This window comes from Phascolarctobacterium succinatutens (assembly GCF_023497905.1).
GTDB classification, from domain to species: domain Bacteria; phylum Bacillota; class Negativicutes; order Acidaminococcales; family Acidaminococcaceae; genus Phascolarctobacterium_A; species Phascolarctobacterium_A succinatutens.
Genome location: NZ_CP097284.1, coordinates 1,471,440 through 1,490,480 on the forward strand (window position 1 = coordinate 1,471,440; position 19,041 = coordinate 1,490,480).

20 protein-coding genes are annotated in these 19,041 nt (G+C 46.3%); 2 read left to right on the forward strand and 18 right to left on the reverse strand.

Features of this window, described 5'->3' with window-relative positions:
* Positions 1-8: 8 nt before the first annotated feature.
* From trxA to M5E81_RS07035, 16 genes are all read right to left on the reverse strand, one after another.
* Positions 9-1,271, reverse strand: coding sequence for a thioredoxin (gene trxA, locus M5E81_RS06955; protein WP_249747117.1), 1,263 nt, complete (start codon positions 1,269-1,271; stop codon positions 9-11).
* Positions 1,272-1,318: 47 nt separating this feature from the next.
* Positions 1,319-2,080, reverse strand: coding sequence for a DUF134 domain-containing protein (locus M5E81_RS06960; protein WP_249747118.1), 762 nt, complete (start codon positions 2,078-2,080; stop codon positions 1,319-1,321).
* 99 nt (positions 2,081-2,179) lie between these two features.
* Positions 2,180-2,698 (reverse strand): DUF6125 family protein, encoded by a 519-nt coding sequence (locus tag M5E81_RS06965; RefSeq protein ID WP_249747119.1) that lies wholly within the window; start codon positions 2,696-2,698, stop codon positions 2,180-2,182.
* A gap of 315 nt (positions 2,699-3,013) precedes the next feature.
* Positions 3,014-4,099, reverse strand: coding sequence for a Coenzyme F420 hydrogenase/dehydrogenase, beta subunit C-terminal domain (locus M5E81_RS06970; protein WP_087942286.1), 1,086 nt, complete (start codon positions 4,097-4,099; stop codon positions 3,014-3,016).
* Positions 4,100-4,344: 245 nt separating this feature from the next.
* Positions 4,345-6,828 (reverse strand): excinuclease ABC subunit UvrA, encoded by a 2,484-nt coding sequence (locus tag M5E81_RS06975; protein ID WP_249747120.1) that lies wholly within the window; start codon positions 6,826-6,828, stop codon positions 4,345-4,347.
* A 431-nt stretch (positions 6,829-7,259) separates the two neighbouring features.
* Positions 7,260-7,790 (reverse strand): metallophosphoesterase family protein, encoded by a 531-nt coding sequence (locus M5E81_RS06980; RefSeq protein ID WP_249747121.1) that lies wholly within the window; start codon positions 7,788-7,790, stop codon positions 7,260-7,262.
* Positions 7,791-8,342 carry an AAA family ATPase gene (locus M5E81_RS06985; protein ID WP_419720834.1) on the reverse strand — a complete coding sequence of 184 codons (552 nt, stop codon included), beginning with the start codon at positions 8,340-8,342 and terminating at the stop codon, positions 7,791-7,793. It abuts the gene before it with no gap.
* Positions 8,343-8,622: 280 nt separating this feature from the next.
* Positions 8,623-8,910 (reverse strand): hypothetical protein, encoded by a 288-nt coding sequence (locus M5E81_RS06995; protein WP_249747124.1) that lies wholly within the window; start codon positions 8,908-8,910, stop codon positions 8,623-8,625.
* Between the two features lie 26 nt (positions 8,911-8,936).
* Complete coding sequence (locus tag M5E81_RS07000; RefSeq protein WP_249747125.1) at positions 8,937-9,500, reverse strand: RNA 2'-phosphotransferase; 564 nt, start codon at positions 9,498-9,500, stop codon at positions 8,937-8,939.
* Positions 9,501-9,514: 14 nt separating this feature from the next.
* The gene (locus M5E81_RS07005; RefSeq protein WP_249747126.1) at positions 9,515-9,706 is read right to left on the reverse strand and encodes a hypothetical protein; all 192 of its coding nucleotides are present in this window, start codon (positions 9,704-9,706) and stop codon (positions 9,515-9,517) included.
* Between the two features lie 238 nt (positions 9,707-9,944).
* Positions 9,945-10,754, reverse strand: a complete 810-nt coding sequence (locus M5E81_RS07010) for a WYL domain-containing protein (protein ID WP_249747127.1) — start codon at positions 10,752-10,754, stop codon at positions 9,945-9,947.
* A complete protein-coding gene (locus M5E81_RS07015) occupies positions 10,755-11,348 on the reverse strand; it encodes a WYL domain-containing protein (RefSeq protein WP_050787076.1) in 594 nt (197 codons plus the stop codon).
* Positions 11,349-11,472: 124 nt separating this feature from the next.
* Positions 11,473-12,003, reverse strand: coding sequence for a transcriptional regulator (locus M5E81_RS07020; RefSeq protein WP_249747128.1), 531 nt, complete (start codon positions 12,001-12,003; stop codon positions 11,473-11,475).
* 312 nt (positions 12,004-12,315) lie between these two features.
* Positions 12,316-12,564: a hypothetical protein gene (locus tag M5E81_RS07025; protein ID WP_249747129.1), complete on the reverse strand. Its 249-nt coding sequence runs from the start codon at positions 12,562-12,564 to the stop codon at positions 12,316-12,318.
* A gap of 290 nt (positions 12,565-12,854) precedes the next feature.
* On the reverse strand, positions 12,855-13,568 hold the full coding sequence (locus M5E81_RS07030; protein WP_009144513.1) for a response regulator transcription factor: 714 nt from the start codon (positions 13,566-13,568) through the stop codon (positions 12,855-12,857).
* Positions 13,558-14,769, reverse strand: a complete 1,212-nt coding sequence (locus M5E81_RS07035; RefSeq protein ID WP_249747131.1) for a sensor histidine kinase — start codon at positions 14,767-14,769, stop codon at positions 13,558-13,560. The genes M5E81_RS07030 and M5E81_RS07035 overlap by 11 nt, the downstream gene beginning before the upstream one ends.
* A 71-nt stretch (positions 14,770-14,840) precedes the next feature.
* Here M5E81_RS07035 and M5E81_RS07040 point away from each other — a divergent pair, with 71 nt between their 5' ends.
* Both M5E81_RS07040 and M5E81_RS07045 read left to right on the forward strand, forming a co-directional pair.
* Positions 14,841-16,181: a TrkH family potassium uptake protein gene (locus tag M5E81_RS07040; RefSeq protein WP_249747132.1), complete on the forward strand. Its 1,341-nt coding sequence runs from the start codon at positions 14,841-14,843 to the stop codon at positions 16,179-16,181.
* A gap of 20 nt (positions 16,182-16,201) precedes the next feature.
* Complete coding sequence (locus tag M5E81_RS07045) at positions 16,202-16,849, forward strand: potassium channel family protein (RefSeq protein WP_009144516.1); 648 nt, start codon at positions 16,202-16,204, stop codon at positions 16,847-16,849.
* Positions 16,850-16,938: 89 nt separating this feature from the next.
* Here M5E81_RS07045 and M5E81_RS07050 read toward each other — a convergent pair whose 3' ends face one another.
* Positions 16,939-17,469 carry an LOG family protein gene (locus tag M5E81_RS07050; RefSeq protein WP_249747133.1) on the reverse strand — a complete coding sequence of 177 codons (531 nt, stop codon included), beginning with the start codon at positions 17,467-17,469 and terminating at the stop codon, positions 16,939-16,941.
* 330 nt (positions 17,470-17,799) lie between these two features.
* Positions 17,800-18,576 (reverse strand): ZIP family metal transporter, encoded by a 777-nt coding sequence (locus M5E81_RS07055; protein ID WP_009144519.1) that lies wholly within the window; start codon positions 18,574-18,576, stop codon positions 17,800-17,802.
* Positions 18,577-19,041 lie beyond the last annotated feature (465 nt).

A 19,041-nucleotide genomic window follows, 5' to 3' on the forward strand; every position in this document is an offset into this window, starting at 1 on the left:
CACGTCCTTTAACGCAAATACTTCAAAGCACTCTGAGCCGCAATAGCACCGTCATTAGTCGCCGTTACAACCTGACGCAGCACCTTGTCGCACACGTCACCGGCGCCATACACACCGGGAACAGCAGTCGACATATCGCTTTTCACAACAAGATAGCCCTTGTCATTAGTGATGCCCAAATCACGGCAGAAATCTGTTACAGGGTCCGCGCCGATATAGGGGAAGACGCCTTTTGCGAGCATCGTTTCCGATGCTCCCGTCTGTTTATTAAGCACCTTGAGTCCCGCAACGCGATTATTTTCGATAATAACCTCCTGCGGTACACGCCATGTCAGCACTTCAATCTTCGGATTAGCGGTCACCTTATCCTGCGTAATCTGCTCAGCGCTAATAACATCACGACGCGCCAGAATCGTAACCTTCGACGCAAATTCCGCAAGATACAGTGATTCCTCAAAAGCAGCATTGCCTGCGCCCACAATAATTACATGCTTATTGCGGTAGAACGCCGCATCGCAGACAGCACAGAAGCTGATGCCGCGGCCGATCATCTCCTGCTCGCCCGGAATGTTCAGCAAGCGCTCCACAGTACCGGTAGCGATAATCACAGCAGGTGCCGTAAACTCCGCACCGCTCGCACAGCGCACACGGCGCTCCGCTCCTTCAATCTCCAGAGCAGCAACCTTCTCATAAAGATAGGTTGTGCCTAAGGCCATCGCCTGCTCGTAAATATCGTAGGCCAGCTGTGAGCCGTTAACATTCTTGATGCCGGGCCAGTTTTCAATCTCAAAGGTTTTTATCAGCTTGCCTCCGGGAGCAAAGGATTCCAGCACCAAAGTTTTCAAACCTGCGCGGCGCGCATAAACAGCTGCCGTCAGGCCGGCAGCACCGCCGCCGATAATAATCAGATCATAGCTTCTATCGGGAGCCTGCTCCACCGGCGGTTCGTTGCCCAACAGCTTTTCCAGTCTTGCCTGCAGGCGTTCCTTCGGCAGAAAGCCTGCGTAACGCGAAGCAACCTCGCCGTTTTTGATAAAGAACAGACCGGGAATAATGGTTATATCCATTTCCTCCGTCAGCTCCGGCTCCTTATCTATATCAATCTTCACGATATCTATGCGCTCACCCATCTCCTTAGCAATATCCTCCAGCACGTAACTGAGCATCTTGCAGGGACCGCACCAGGTCGCATAAAAATCTACCAGAAACGTTTTCTTTTCGGCCAGCATCTGCTTAAATTCTGCAGCTGTCGGGTTTACAATAATCGCCATTTACATCAGGCCTCCTTTGTAATAATGTATTCGTAGTTTATCTTATATCAGTGATGACCGCCGCAGCCATGCTCGCCACAGGTGTGACCTTCGCCATGCTCACCGTGGTGATTGCATTTAACAGCGGGGTTGTAGTCCAAATTGCCTGCCAGCAAAGCCTCTACCGCTGCATCCGCGCTGCCGCTTACGCCGCCGTACAGCTTAATGCCTGCAGCAGCCAAAGCCATCTGTGCACCGCCGCCGATACCGCCGCAAATCAGAACGTCTGCCTTCAGCGCGGTCAATACGCCTGCCAAAGCACCATGACCTTGGCCGTTGGTATTCACAACCTCGGACGCAACAACTTTGCCGTCCTGCACATCATAAACCTTAAACTCCTCAGTATGTCCGAAATGTTGAAAAATCTCGCCGTTTTCATAGGTTACTGCAATTCTCATAATATCTTCTCCCTTTTCCTTGTATTTTTCATATAATTTTTGCTTAAAGCAATCAACACAGCCGCAGCCTGTACTGCTGCCGTTACAGAGCTGGAAATCTCCGCCTTCGATACGCAGCGGCCGTCCTTCCACAACAAAATCCGCCAGCTTCTTGCGCGCCGTTTCGTAAATGCGCTGCACTGTCGTCCGCGCAATCTGCATAAAGGCCGCGCACTGCTCCTGACTCATACCGCGCCTGTCAATCAGGCGTATCGCTTCGTATTCGTCAACGGTAAGAAGAATAGGCTCCTGATCTGCATTATTGTTTTGCGGTAAAAACTCCAGCGTTTGCGGGTAATGGCAAACCTTTCTGCATTTTACTTTCCTAGGCATCTGATTTTCTCCTCTCTAAGTCCATTATATAAGCGAAACGGGCATATGTCAATTATATTTTTGACATATGCCCATTTAAATTTTATAACAGCAAATATTCTACTCTTCTTCAAGATAAAATTCCCACACACAGCCGTCAGGACTTTCCGTACAATCATGGAAGCAGCTCAGGCAACGGCATTTGATGCGCGCGTCAATCGTAGCAGCAAAACCGCTGTATTCGTAAATGCCGACCGATTTGCACGGATGATACGGCATACCCTTGCGGCTGCGCGCCGTCTGCACACGGCAGTCGCGGTTGCGGTAAACAAGCCTGTTGCCTTCACGAATGCATTCATGCTCGTTCAAATTGCCGTAAAAGCGATAGTGCAGCGCCTGCTCCAGGCCCTCAAGTCCAGGATTCTCCGGCAGCTGCAAAAACTCCTTGATGCGCTTGGCTTCAATCACAGTAAATCGCTTCCACGCTTCCTCATCATGGTACATGGCCTCCGCCATACCGAATTTGCGTTCAATCGACTGAAACCAGACACCATCATGCGCCAGCCAGTTTTTCGCGTAGAGCTCAATCAGCTCCAAAAGTTGTTCTTTGCTTAATTCCGCAAGATATTTATTGTACATGATGAATAACCTCCTTTGTGGGGGAAATTATTTCCATTCAATATGTAATCTATTGAACCTACTGCTTATTAAGTGTTTTCACCATTACTACAATGGAAATTATTAAAAACGCTATTACTACTATCGAAATCAATTCTTGCATTTTCACGAAATCAGCGATACATTTTGCTTAAAATTATTAGTCCTCATACTTGTTATAAAAGATCATTTTCTTTATTATATCGCTAATATCATTCCCTCCTCTCAGTATCTTAATCATATCATATTATCTAACTTTTATTAACAATTGTTTTAATAGATGTATACTATCCCCACTCACTCCAAGCACCTCTCCACCATCTCTTTCAGCGTATACTCATCAAGATGCTCAAAGAAAAATGTCCGCTTAGGATTTAGCGGCAGCGACTTGCTCACCGCCAAATTATATTCTGCCCCCTTGGCAAAGTCCGTTGTCAAAAGCTCCGCCTTATCCTTAACCTGCGCCAGTAATTCCGCTCCAGCCTTACTGTTCACCAGCACCAGCGTAACGCCCTTATCATCATCAAATTCCGGGTACTGCTTATCTATTCCCCAATAATCGGCAATCGTGATATCCGCCAGGCTACGCTTATTATTAAACGCACACTCACCGCAGGACGGACGTATGCTGATATTATTCAGGAAAAGGCGCATATACGTTTCCTGCCGCTTGCTCGCTCCGAAGTGCTGATGCTCGGTAAAGAACAATGTCTCGCCCTGCTTCCAACCCTTCGCCTTATCGCGGAAATTCACCTGCACAACCGGCTCGCCTGCCTCCTGCGCCAGCTCCCGCAAATGCTTTTGATAAACCTTGGGACTAGGCACACCATGACAAACCACATCAATCGTCAAAAGATTCTCCGACGGCTTTACCAGATATTTCTTTAAACCGGCAATTTGGCAAGGCGTACCGCTGAACAGAACCTTTCTGCCTGCACGTAAAATTTGCCGTACCTCACTGTAAATCTTGCCGATTTTGCTCTGCACATATTTCGAACCACGCAGCTTAGGCAAATCGGCAAGGCTATCCACCAACACATGCTGCACATTAAGCTGTTCGTCCAGCGCCGCGCCAACCACAACACCGCCCTGCTTTAAGATTGCCTCAGCAAAAAGCGTGAACATTCCCCCACTGGAGCTAGTAAAGCGCACTGCATCATCGTTGTTCTTGGCACCATACACCGCAAGCAGCTCATGCTGCTGCGGTTTGTGCAGCATAGGGCAGACATTTTCACATAAACCGCAATCCATACACATTTCTTCGTTAACCTTGGGATACAAAAAGCCTTCCTCGTCCGCAGTCATTTTTATACAGCCACGCGGGCAGATATTGGCGCAAGCACTGCAGCCTGTACAGTTTTGCTTGCTGCTCAGCTCAATCATGTGTTTAACCTCCCTGTTGCCATAGCCTTTTACAGCTTATATTTAAGCATAAGACTCTGCTTAAGTGATTTTTCTTTTATTATATCACAAAAAAGCCCTCTTGCTTGCACTATCTGCGAGTTTGCCACTATGCGCCGACACTGCTTGACAGCGTAATTTCTAACGCACAAAAACAGAGCTGACTTTCGCAATTCGCCAAAATCAGCTCTTACTTTTTTACTATTCTCTTATCACTCCACGCTCAATCACAAAAATCTGCCGGTAATACTGTTTGCGTTTGCTTTAATCTCTGTCGGCGTTCCGCACGCCACAAGCCTTCCGCCTGCATCACCGCCGCCGGGGCCCATATCAAGCACATAGTCAGCGTTACGGATAACGTCTAAATCATGCTCAATGACAACGACAGTTGCCCCATTATCCAAAATCGCCTGAAAAACCTCCAGCAGTACCTGTACATCCAAAGGATGCAAGCCAATCGAAGGCTCATCAAAGACAAAAACAGAATCATGCTGCGTTCTGCCGATTTCGCTGGCCAGCTTCAAGCGCTGTGCTTCACCGCCCGATAAACCCGGCGTTTCCTCGCCCAGCGTCAGATAACCAAGACCAAGTTGACGCAACACGTTCAGCTTTTGGCTGATGCCCTTCATATTTTTGCAGAACTCAAGAGCAGTGTTTACGTCCATAGCCATCAGCTCCGGCAGCGAAGCGCCTTCCCCTGCCTCGTTTGTCAGCCTGATATCGTAGGCCGCCTTCGCGTACCGCGAACCGCGGCAGTCCGGGCAGGGTATATCCACGTCCGGCAAAAACTGTACGTCCAGACTGACAACGCCTGTTCCGTCGCATCCGGGGCAGCGAAGCGAACCTGTATTGTACGAAAAAGCACCTGCCTTATATTCATGCGCTTTAGCTTCGGGCAATTTGGCGTAGAGCTTACGCAAATCATCATGAATGCCTGCATAGGTAGCCACAGTAGAACGAACATTAATTCCGATAGGCGTGGCATCAATGAGCTTAACGTGCTCAATCCCCTCAGCGTTAACGGCACGGATATGCTCAGGCAGCGCCTTGCCGTCAATCGCCGCAGCCAACGCGGGAACAAGGCTTTCCAAAACCATTGTGGTTTTACCGGAACCGGATACACCGGTGACAACCGTCAGGCGTCCCTTCGGAATATTTATCTCCAACGGTTTAACGGTATGGATTGCCGCAGTGGCAAGCTGAATGGTGCCGTCAGCAAACAGCTCCTGCTTCTGAGCGCAGCTTTTCCGCTTTGCCGCTGCCGTTCCGGCAAGGAACGGGCCGATTTGCGAAGCAGGATTTGCTTCAATCTCCGCTATCGTTCCCTGCGCAATTACATGGCCACCGCCAGCGCCTGCCTCCGGTCCCATTTCCACAAGCCAGTCTGCTTCCTGCAAAATCTGCGTATCGTGATCCACAAGGATGACAGAGTTCCCGTCCGCCACCAGGTCATGCATCACACCGTTAAGGCCCACGATGTTTGACGGATGCAGGCCGATGGACGGCTCATCCAGCACATAAAGAACTCCGGTAGTACGATTACGGACAGCACGCGCCAGCTGCATACGCTGCCTCTCTCCCGTAGAGAGCGTAGCAGCGGAGCGGTCAAGCGTAAGATAACCGAGCCCCAAGTCCAGCAGACGTTTTGCAGTGCCGGTAAAAGCTTCACAGATGCGTTCCGCCATCGGACGCATTGCCTCCGGCAAGCTTGGCGGAATGCGCTGCACCCATGATACCAGCTGCACCAGTGTCATTTGGCAAGCCTCGTCCAGCGAAATGCCTAACAGCTTCGGTGCACGCGCAGCTACGGAAAGACGCGTACCGTGGCAGTCGGGGCAGATATCTTCCTTCAAAAACTTTTCTACGCGCTTTATGCCCTTTTCATCTTTTACCTTAGACAACGCATTTTCGACTGTATAAACAGCGTTGAAGTAGGTAAAATCAAGCTCAGCAAAATCGTTGGAATTGCTTTTCTTGGGATGGTAGAGAATATGCTTCTTTTCCGCAGGACCGTGATAAACGATATCCTTCTCCTGCTCCGTCAGCTTGCAAAACGGTACATCTATGCGCACGCCCATCTCCTTGCAGACATCAGTCATCAGCGACCACATGAGGCTGTTCCAAGGTGCAACAGCGCCTTGCTCTATGGTAAGCGATTCATCCGGCACCAGCGTGCTGATATCTACCGTGCGAACACTGCCTGTACCGCCGCAGGTTTTGCAGGCACCCTGCGAATTGAAGGCCAGCTCCTCGGCAGACGGCGCATAAAACTGTGCGCCGCACTCCGGGCAAGTCAGCTTCTTGCCTGCGGCAACCAAAAGCGTCGGCTCCAGATAATGTCCGTTGGGACAGCGATGGTTGGCAAGGCGCGAATACATGAGGCGCAGGCTGTTCAGCAGCTCCGTACCTGTTCCGAAGGTACTGCGGATTCCTGGCACACCGGGGCGTTGGTGCAGCGCCAAGGCCGCAGGAACATAAAGCACCTCATCTACAGACGCTTTGGCAGCCTGCGTCATGCGTCGGCGCGTATATGTCGAAAGCGCCTCCAGATAGCGGCGTGAACCTTCGGCGTACAGCACGCCAAGCGCCAGGGATGATTTGCCGGATCCGGATACACCCGCAATGCCGACAATTTTCCCCAAGGGAATGTCTATATCAAGATTTTTCAGATTGTGGACCTTCGCTCCACGGATAAGCATTTTATCAATCATTTTTCTGCTCCTGTATGAATTGAATTGCTTTTAAAATATGCATGATATGTTTAATTTAGTCTAACACTATAACAATACAAGTGCAACTTATGCGCAAGCTTTTTTCCACGATTGATGATGTTGCTTATGATATAATCGAATTACCGGCTGATGGAGTGTAGCATCATACTTGGAAGTCAGTGGTCGGATGAGGGGGACAGATGCTTTGTTAGTCCCTCCCACAAAGAACTACCCGTAATTCGTTATTGGGGCACTGTGTCACCAGCTTCTAACGTACGGGAGTTCTTTTTTATTCTTAAAATTTAAAGCACGCAAAAAGGCATAACAAGCTGCATTATCACAGCTTATTATGCCTTTGCTTATTTTCGCATCTTATAAAACAGACTTCTGATAGCCTAAAAGTTTTACACGCAGGACTTGCGCTCTTCAAACTACTTGCTCGAAGCAATCATCTTCATCACAAAGCCATCCTCGCTAAGCTCTAGCGCCCGCAGCTGACCGCCCATTTCCACCGCTCCGTCCAGATTAAAGCAATGCTCGGTAACCTCCGCAGGCACGCCCTCATAATTGCGGTATCCGTGAACCTGATACTCGTCCGCAGCAGCATGCTTGGCAAAGCATATATCAACGTCCAGCGCATCCTCATACACGCCGGTGCCGTAAACCAGCTCCGCTGTTGCCACCAAAGATAAATTCTCCGGCATACGTGCCAAGCCGCCATGGCTTACTAAAACCTTTTTGCCCTGATATGTATAGCAGAAGCACTGCGATAATTTCCTGTAAAAATTATATACCGCCTTCCTGCTCAGGCCTGCTTGCGCCAGCTCCGGTGCCGTCTGCATGCGGAACTCCTTCGAAGCAACGCCATCCGGCAAGCCGTAATCCCGCAAGTTAGCCTCATGGTTGCCCTCCAGCAGCGTAACGTTATCTAATGTGGCAAGCTGCAACAGTAATTGCAGCACCTAAGCATTCTCGCTGCCCCTGTCAATGTAATCGCCAAGAAAAATATAGTAGTTTTGCGGATTTATTTCCTCAAGATATTCCTTCAGCGGCTTATAGCAACCATGAATATCACCGATATGAATTACCTTTTTATAGGCAGATAAATCGCGTGGTTTATACCAAATTTGCGCCAGATCCTCCGGTTTGATTACGGTAATGCCGGACGGAACCTTATTATCCGCCAGCTGAGCATACATTCTTTCAATAACATTTTCCGGAACCTGTTTGTATTCCTCACGCTGCAGGTTCCTTTTCTTTGCTTCCTCAATAGTAATATCAGTAAAATCAACCACATAAACACGATATTTATACTCATTGGCAAGCTTTTTGTACGCAGTTATATCTCTGCCGCGGATGTTGGTGGCATCCACGACCGTAAAGCAGCCACGCTTCATGCGCTCCTCCAGCGTCTGCAGGCAAAAACGGCCACATCTGCTTGTCAAAATGTGGGCTGATGCACCATCTGCCTGCGTTATCCAGCATCGGCGAAGCATATAACAGACGCAGCACATCCGCGCTCAATGTATAAGGCTTCAGTCCCTGCTCTTTTATAAACGTGCTCTTGCCGGAGCCCGGCACACCACGCATCAATAATAATATTCTCATATCAATCACCTTACTTAACTAATACTTTGTAGCTAAAAAACTGCCTATAAATGACGAATACTTTTCAGCTATGGGCAACTCATAATCTGCTTCAAAGCTCTTTCTTTTTACGAATACAATTTTTCCCGAAATCGGATTGTAGCCTTGGCGAATATACTCCTTGCTGTATACACCAACGCCTCTTTTCTACCATTGCGGTACATCGTTGTAGTTTATATTCCTTGCAAAGAGAAGCTCATTTTTGAAGGCAACACTTTTTGCCCTCAAATACTGCGTAGCCTCATTTTTTGACAGTCCCTCCTTACGCAACGTCCAATAATACCAAGAGTTAAGCGCATTTCGGTTTGCATCCTCCTGCCGCCACAAAAAATAATCCTTTACGAGTTCAATGTTAGGCAAAGGCACAACTCTGCAGTCAAAGCAGACCGCCTTACCAAGTGCCAAGGAAAAATAACCACTGGCCTCACCGTTCATACACTCGCATCCGCTTATCAAAATCGTCAAATTTCACTATCTAAAGCTCCTTCCAATTCCCATAAAAACTTCTTGGGCACGCTTTCTGTCAGCCACACGCCGTTGGCCGAAAGGTAAAACTTGTAGCCCGCTCTCACCATTTCGCCTGCCAGAACTACGTAGATAAACGGCTCTCCATGTCTTTTGCCGACATTATGCGCTGTTTCTACATTCGCCGACAAATGCACATACAGCCTTTGCCTGGCGATAAGTCCCTGCCTGTTAATACTCGCAACATATTTAACGCCTGTCCCGTGATACAAAAGCTCCGGCGGCGCAACCTCCCAAAGTTCCACATCAACCTTCACGGAATGCCCCTGATTCGCTCTTATTCTCTTCTTATCCTCGCTGAATGCGAAACGCTGCTTGCCATCTTCGGCAACAATCTGCTCCAGCATAAGCATATTAAACGCTTCTATCCGGTTAAAGGCAGCCAGCAGTGCTTCCACCTGCGCCCAACCATGCGCATCCAGCTCAATGCCAACTGCTTGCGGTTTATGCCGCAGCACCAGTGCCAAAAATCTTCCCCATTCGTTCAAGCTCTTTCTCATAGCATTTCCCCGCCTTATAAAAAAGCAGAACTCCCGAAACTATAGCCATAGTCTCCGGAGTTCTGCTTTTTATTACGATTATAAATTTTTGCCGAAGCCTTGACCTTGGTAATCGGCTTCACATTTCCCCAGTTGCCTCGTTTGGAGGCGTTGACTATCTTTTGCTGTTTTTTCGACATTTTCTCATAGCTTACAAATTTTTCCATATGCTTATTCCTCCATCATCTGTTCTGTTTTATAAAAATAGCTTGTTGCTATGTTAATCTTAACACAGCAGCAAGCTATAATCATGGAAAAAAACATACGCACTTAAAATTCTGCGCTGCATTGCAGCTGTTCTCTGAGCTTTTTCTTATAAGCTCCTTAAAGTCCTCCGGCTCACGCACCTTAATCGTCGGCCCAAAGCTCAATACACGGAAAAGCATTTCGGTTTCATCGCTCTTGTCATATTGCACTGTCAGCAGGTAGTGCGACTCGTCCAGCTTTTCCGTTTTCCTTCGCCAGGTCGGAAAAATGCATCAATGCGCGCACCATCGTACTGCGTTCATCCTCAATTTCCAAAACCAGCGTCTGCTCGGCAAGTTCTCCCTTCTTCAAGCTTTTTACATGCTCTACCGCCTCTCCCGCTTCTACGGATATTATTCTGCCTAAATTCAGCGTCACCTGCTTACGCTCGGCTATTGCCTGCAGGCGAAACTTATCATCCTTAGCCGAATATTCCAAAGACACCGGCACCAAATCCGTCCAGACGATAATCGTTCCCTTATTGCTCCGGTACGAAGCATTCAGATAACGCTTTTCCCGCACGGCATGAAGAATTTCCCTAAAGTTTACTCTGTATTTGGGATTGGTATAAGCATCGCCATCCACAAAGCGGTCGAAAAAGACAAACTGCTCAGGCCTGCACAAAGGCTCTACAGACTGCAATGCAGCCTGCTGCCTTGCAATCTCCTCATCAGAAAAGAATAAGCTGATTTTTTCATCAAGGAGCAAGGTTTTCAACCATCGTTTCTGCAGAGCAGTCAGGGGCATCGTCGGCTTATTTTTCAGCGGTGTCCCAAGCTCCGGCGTCAGCAGCTTCCATGTACCGTCAGCAAGTGCAGGCCAAAGCTGCAGCACGCTGTCGCCATAAGCACCCTCGCAGACAAGCTGCTGCATGCTTGCTGCAGACAGTTTTCCGTCAAGCGCCTGCGTCAGCACCTTCGCCACAACATTATAATAGGTTCCGTAAACCTCACTGAACACTGTGCTCATCTACGCTTCACCTGCTTTCTTCACGCCATACATAGCGTACACCTCCGCTAAATCCTGCCAAAACTTTTCTTCCACAGCCTTATTGCTGCAGGAAAAACTTTCAATGCGACCGATAAAGGTACGCAGCCAGGGCAGCATTTCGCCTGCATCATGTACATCGGCAATAAAACGATAATGCTCAGCATCTGTTTTTTCCACTCGTCCGCAGCGCTTTTCCCGCTCCAGGCATTGTAAAATATACGGCTCGTCACTGCTGATGCGCACTACAAGCTCCACATGCTCCAAGGCATCAGCAGCAAGCCATCTGTTCATAGATACGCCCCACAAATGCTGTTCCATCTGCTTTGCCATAGCGCAAAACTTGTCATAATCGCGCACAGGCTTCGCTTCCAGAACACGTTCAAGATTATCCAGACGGCAGAAAATAATCCTATGCGCCTTAAAGAACCAGCACATCACATAACGCCTGCCGCTTTGCGTGCTTACGTAAATCTTCAGCGGCAGCACGCGGAAAGAAATGTTCTTGCCTCTGGAAGAAGAGCTTTCAATACGCACGCACTGCCTGCACTCCATCGCCGCCAGTAAATCAAGCAACACGTCACTCCCCAAGGCATGCAGCAAATAATGATGTTTATAGGAAAATACGTTGCTGCCTGCAGAAAACTTATCCTCTATAAAGCTGCCACAACACCTATCTGATTCGTTTCGGCAAAAAAGCTCACAGCCTCACGCCAAGCCTCCAAATCAACTTCATCCCTGCTGCGCTCATAATATACTCCCGACCGCATTTTTCATTTTCTATTAAACCAAGCTCTGCATATTCTGCCAATTTCTTACGCACAGTGGAAATGTCCAGCGCCACCGGTTCATCAAAACAGGATAAATACGCTGCATCCAGCCTTTCCATAAGCTGACGCAGAGTAAATTTTTCACCAGGCTGCAAAATATCCAGCAGAAAAAAATGCAGCATGATATCATTAGCCGTAAAGCTCTTCGCCTTCAACGCCTTGTAAAAAGGATTATGCGAGATTTTTCTGCTGTCCACGGAAATAAAGCAGTTCTTGCCACCGGCATTCTGACGAAAATACATATACTCACCCAGCCAGCTTTCAATGCGTCTGCGCTCATTGTCATAGCTACGGGCGCTTTTATCCGCAAAATCAGCTCTGCTCTTAAAGCCAAAGACATAAAAATCACGCATCATCTGCCGTATATTATCAAAGCTTTTTATTAACTCATTAAAAGCCACGGCCAGCACCCTCCTTCCTCAGTGAATCCGATGAACAGTATTAAAAAATATGCTGATAACTCAGCGCTACTTTTTTACTTAAGCACTGATTTATCTTTAGTATATCACACACCAATGACAATTTTTGTCTATGTCAGAGAATCTAATACGCCATAAAACAAAAAATCAAATGCAGCTTGGTTGCATTTTTTTTACAGGCAGCAAGAAAAGCGCAGCTATCAGCATGCTTTATGCATGTGTAACAGCTGCGCTTTTTTGCCATTGATAAAAACTTGCGAGTTTAAAGTTTATGTGCGGATTTTACCGAAAGCCTCAGCCCTCATCCTTGATATTTTCTATTTCATCCTGCACATCATTACGCCGCTCTTCCAAATCGTCATAGCTTTCACCGTTAGCCTGTCTTTCTGCTATTTCATCCTCTATATCGGACTTTTCTTCTTCAAGATCCAACAGCTCTTCTCTCGAAGCATACGCATAATTATCTTGAGAAAAAACAAGCGGCATAACCACAAATAACGACATTATCAACAGCGCTTTAGCTATAATACTTTTTATTTTCATAATTACACCCACGAAAATTTATCCTCTAAGCATTTTGCAAAATCCAGCTGACATATAAGTTATTATTTACCACTCCAAGGTCAGGCCAACCCCAACCTCCTTCACCGTCAGCTGTTTATGCAAAGCAAATTTCGCAGCCAGATTTGTACAATGGCATTGTTCTAATTATACCATGCTTGTAAAAATCATAACACCTATATTAAAAGAAAGCCCGCCCCTGTGCTGTGAAAGCATAAGGACGGATTTTAGTTTATCATTATATTAGCCATCTGTACACTTTCCGGCAGATCCTATTCTTCATCTTCTGCCAGCATACGATAGCCTACACCAAGCTCATTAACAATATAGCGCTTTTCTCCGGGTGTCACGCCCATTTTTTTCCTGATGTTTTTCATATTTACCTGTAGCTTTTTGACACTGCCATAATCAGAATATCCCCATACTGCTTGGATTATGGCAGCATAAGTCAGCACCTTTCCCGCATGGATGGAGAGGAAAGTCAAAATATTGTATTCCGTCTGTGTCAGGTCGATTTCGTTTCCATCGACCAAAACCTGCCTTTTATCGTAATCAATCATCAAATCCTGAAATTGAAATTTACCGATGTGATTACCCTCGTTTTTCTCACTGTAACGATGACTGCGAAGCACTGCACGGATACGAGCCATCAGTTCCTCAGTTCCAAACGGCTTAGTAATATAATCATTCGCGCCAAGGTCTAAGGCTTCCACCTTGTCCATTTCGCCGGAACGGGCAGAAAGGACAATGATGGGAACAGTATCCGCTTCTCTAACATCCTGAATTAAGCTCAAGCCATCACGGTCCGGCAACCCGAGATCCAGAACAATGAGATCCGGATGATAAGAAGCGTACATCATCATGCCGAGCGCACAGGTTTCTGCACAGATTACCTGATAATCACTTATTTCCAAATTTGCTTTGATGAAGCTTAGGATGTTTGCTTCATCCTCTACGATTAAAATTTTGAATTTATTATTGCTCATCATCGCACCCTCTTGCCAAAGAAAAGCGGAATACAGCACCGCCGCCCTTCCTGTTTTCCACAAAAATCTCGCTGCCATGCGCCTTAATAATAGCAGCGCAAACCGAAATACCGATGCCCATATTGCTGCGCGTTCCGTCTATCGGTGCTGCAGACTTTTTATAACATCCGGTAAAAATCTTATCCAAAATCTCCTCCGGAATGCCACACCCATTGTCGGCAACTTCAAATATGGCCTTATCTCCTGCAAGGGAAACCGACAGCTTCAGCTCTGTCATACCATTCGCATGAAACACAGCATTTTCCAAAAAGTTCAGCAACACTTGCTCGATGAGGATTGAATCCATAGGAATATCCACAAAGTCGGCCGGTATCTGCGTAATCACCTTCTGATTCGGGTGCTTCTTGGAGAACTTCATAAGCACAGAGTCAATAAGTTCATCCAAAACGATTGGCGTTTTCACAACCTTGACCTTAGCACCGTCGATTCTTGTAACAGCCAGCAGGTTTTCGACCATGCGGATAAGCCACTCGCTATCCTCTTGAATTTCTCCCAACAGCTTTAGCTGCTGTTCTTCCGAAAGTGCATCCTTCTTGGAAATCAGCGTAGAAGATGAGCCATATATTGATGTAAGAGGTGTACGCAAATCATGAGAGATTGCCCGCAACAGATTGCCCCTCATCCTCTCCTTTTCGCTTTCTGCCCGCAAATTCTCCTGATCACGTATCCTACTGTTCAACGTACTGGTGGAAACGGCAACAACCAGCATAATAATAGCAGACAAGATGCTTTCTTCTACGAAAAAATCTAAAGTATAATAAGGATAAGTAAAAGCGAAATTTACGGCAAATACGCTTAAGACAGCCGAAACAATACCATAGCAATACCCGTGCGTTTTCAGCGATATCAGAAATACGCCAAATACAAAAATCATAGGAACCAGCGTTTGTGTTGTAAAGAGCTTCCGAATCAGAAGATTAATGGCAAAAGCGCCGAAAAAAACACAGACCGAAAACAAAATATCTTCTTGTCGTTGTTGATGCTTCATAATGCTTCTCCTAATTATTTTTACAAACCCATTATACTTCACGAGCAAAAGCGCTTCAAGGTACAGCACCGGATAATATTGCTCCATACCCGTTTCTTTACCAAATCTACACCGAAAAAATGCTATGATAGGAACAAGCAAAGCAGTGTTCAATATACGGCTTTTACATTGTGTCCGCAACAAGCACAATGAATATATAAACAGATTAACAAGAAGGTGTAGGTATGTCAGAAGAAATGATTAGCAGAAGATTTCAGCTTTCATCTTTTCAAATTATCATATTAGGTTTTGCGGGAGTAATCCTGCTGGGTGCATTACTGCTGATGCTGCCAATTTCCGCAGCAGAACGCTGTGTAACACCGTTTCTTGATGCGCTTTTTACCGCAACCTCCGCAGTTTGTGTAACCGGTCTTGTGCTGCATGATACCGGCAGCTACTGGTCGGCCTTTGGTCAGACAATCATTCTGGCACTGATACAGATTGGCGGTCTTGGTGTTGTCACTGTAGCTGCATTATTTGCACTTCTGTCCAGGCGAAAAATTTCTTTAATGCAACGCAGCACCATGCAGGATGCCCTATCAGCTCCCAACGTAGGCGGTATTGTCCGGCTTACGAAGTTTATTCTGTGGGGGACATTTCTTGTTGAACTTTTGGGTATACTTGCCATGCTGCCGATGTTCTGCCGCGACTATGGCTGGCATGGTATTTGGATGGCAGTATTTCATTCTGTCTCGGCCTTCTGCAATGCAGGCTTTGATATTTTGGGAACCGCAAACAATCTGTATCCATCTCTTACCGGTTATGAGCAAAATCCAATAATGAATATAACTATTATGCTGCTTATCATAATTGGCGGTATCGGCTTTTTGACCTGGGAGGACATTTACGAAAACAAGCTGCAGTTCCGACGCTACAGAATGCAAAGTAAAGTAATCCTCATTTTTACGTTGATTCTGATTATCTTCCCGGCAATTTTTTTCTTCTTTTTTGATTTTGCACCCCTTCCCATTGAAGCGCGTCTTCAGGCAGCTCTCTTCCAGTCAGTCACAACAAGAACAGCCGGTTTCAATACGGTAAATTTATCTGCTATGTCCAGCTCGTCGCAAGGCATTATGATTCTTTTAATGCTGATTGGCGGTTCACCGGGCTCAACTGCCGGTGGTATGAAAACGACAACCTTTGCCGTCCTGCTTGCCAACATTGTTGCGACCTATCGCCAGCAGGACAGTGCCCATTTTTTTGATCGCAGAATCGATTACAATGCAATCAAGCTTGCCTCAACTATCCTCACCATGTATATTGCACTATTTTTTTGGGGAGGAATTTTTATCAGTGCCTATGAGAACCTGCCACTGTCATCCTGCTTATATGAAACAGCATCAGCATTGGGAACAGTCGGTCTGACGTTGGGAATTACACCGCAGCTACATGTACCCTCACAACTGATACTGATTTTACTTATGTATCTTGGCAGAGTAGGCAGCCTTACGCTCATGTACGCAGCATTATCCGGCAAAAAAGCAGTTAACTCAAAACTGCCGCTGGAAAAAATCACTATTGGCTAAACAAAAGGAGTGGATATCCTATGAAAAATATTTTATTGATTGGAGCAGGTCATTTCGGGCGTCATATCGCTATGCAGCTTTCACAATTAGGGCATCAGGTCATGGCGGTTGATACTGACGAGGAAAGAATTAACGATGTACTGCCGTTTGTCACCAAAGCACAAATCGGTGACAGTACCAATGCAGAGTTTTTACGTGCTCTTGGCATCAGGAATTTTGACGTTTGCTTCGTAACTATCAGCGGTAATTTTCAAAACTCGCTGGAAACTACTTCGCTTTTGAAAGAACTGGGCGCAAAATGTGTAGTATCTCGTGCTGAACGCGATGTCCAGGCAAAGTTTCTGCTTCGTAACGGTGCAGACAATGTAGTCTATCCTGAAAAACAGATGGCTATATGGGCAGCCAAACGCTACACCGCAGACCATATTTTCGATTATATTGAAATTGACAAGCAGCACGCTATTTTTGAAGTAGAGGTGCCCAAAGCATGGGTTGGTAAAAGCATCGGTATGTTGGATGTCCGCAAGAAGTTTGGCATCAATATTCTTGGTATAAAACGCTTAGGAAAAACTGATGTCTCCATAACACCTGACACCGTATTATCCGAGGACATAACTATGTTAGCATTAGGTGAGTATACAGCACTGCAAAAGTGTTTCCGGATATAAATATAAGCACAGAATATTTACGGCAGCAAAAAAGCTGACGCCTTGCGTAAATGCGAAGCGTCAGCCTTTTTATATTCTCGTCAACTCTTTTATTTCAATAATTCCTTAATTTTTTCCAAGCTTTCCGCAAAATATACTCCCTGCTGCTTTTCCTCTGAAGAGAAACCTTTAGCAATCATCTGCTGCAGAAAGTGCTTTATATCATCATAATAACCGTCAAGATTATAATAGATGCACGGCGCCTGCAGATGTCCCAGTGAAATCTTTGACATAATCTCACTGACCTCCTCCAGCGTTCCCACGCCGCCGGGAAAGGCAATAAAGGCATTGCCAAGCTCAATCATTTTCGTCTTGCGCTCTGCCATATCCTTGGTAATTATCAGCTGCGTCAGTCCCTCATATTGATAGTCTTCATCTATAAAAAACTGCGGCTCCACGCCGATAACCTTACCGCCTGCCTGCAGAACGCTTTGCGCCAGCTCTCCCATCAGGCCTGTCTTTGAGCCTCCGTAAACTAATGTATTACCGCTCGCACCAATCCAGCTACCCAACTCTTTAACTGCTTCCTCAAATTTAGAATCATTGCCTGTGGATGAGGCAAGATATACTGTTATATTCATGCTAAGACCTCCGAGTATTGTTTAATTTAGCCTACCACCATAAAAATACCTGTGCAAGCGATATGGAATAATTATATATATAGCTTGATGATGAGTACGTCAGAATCTGTCTATGTGCAAAAGAAGATGTTAGGCATGCCAGATAAACTGTTTAATTAAAGAGAGATTACTGTGAAGTGCAGCATTAAGAAGCTCGATTTTGCCATCAAATTTCTTAATGCTGTTTTTGTTTTCACAGCAATCTCTCATTTCATAATATTCTTTGTCTCTTTCAGGCTTTCCGCTATACTGTTTGCAAGCGGCAGTATTCTGATATACCGAAATTATTCTCTACCCTAACGCAACATCCAGCACCATCATCACACTGAAGCCTACGGCAAAGAAAATCGTGCCGATATTGGAATGCTCTCCCTGCGACATTTCAGGGATAAGCTCCTCTACAACAACATAAAGCATTGCACCGGCAGCAAAGCTCAAAAGATATGGCAGCACCGGTATTACAAACTGAGCGGCAAGTATCGTCAGCACTGCTCCGATTGGTTCCACAACACCGGACAGCACACCACCCCAAAACGCTCTGCTCTTACTCTCTCCCTCTGCACGAAGCGGCATAGAAATAATCGCGCCCTCAGGGAAGTTCTGAATAGCAATACCGATGGACAGGGCAAGCGCCCCTGCTGCCGTAATTGACGTATTACCCGCCAGAAAGCCGGCATATATTACACCTACTGCCATTCCCTCAGGTATGTTGTGCAGCGTGACAGCCAAAACCATCATCGCAGTACGGCTCAAATTTCTTTTGGGACCTTCCGTCTGCTCACTTCCCACATGCAGATGGGGAATCATGTGGTCAAGCAGGAGCAAAAACAATATTCCAATCCAAAAGCCGATAAACGCAGGGAGGAAGGACAGCCTTCCCATGCTTTCGGATTGCTCGATAGCAGGAATCAGCAGGCTCCAGATAGATGCTGCAACCATAACACCGGCTGCAAAGCCCGCAAGCGAGCGCTGCACCATATTACTCAGCGATTTTTTCATAAAGAACACGCACGCCGAACCGAGTGTTGTTCCGATAAAAGGTATCAGTATTCCGATAAAAGTCTCCATTACTTCACCATCCTTGTATAAAAAATTTGTTTCTTGTCAACTTAATCATACCACAATGATAGGAATTATGATAGCTGAAGCGGAGATTTCTTTGGGGTTATATCACCTACTTTTCTGCGTCGGAGTTTATGCTGCATGTATAATCAGCGTCAGCATCAACCTGCAGAAAGCATATTCGACCTTGAGGACTTAATCTATCCTCCTTATATCGAGCAATAATAAATCAACGCGCAACTTTTTTCCACGATTACCTCGTTATTACATGTTATACTTTGTTCATCGGTTGAACACCGACATGTTCCTTGATCTGAGCATAAAAAAACACAGTTATTATCAAGCTTCTTGCATGTGTAATAGCTGCTTTTTTTGTTGGCACGAAAAACTTTAAACAGAATATCATTTGCCAAAGTAACAGGCTGACGCCTTGCGTAAATGCAAAGCGTCAGCTTTTTTGCTATGCTATGA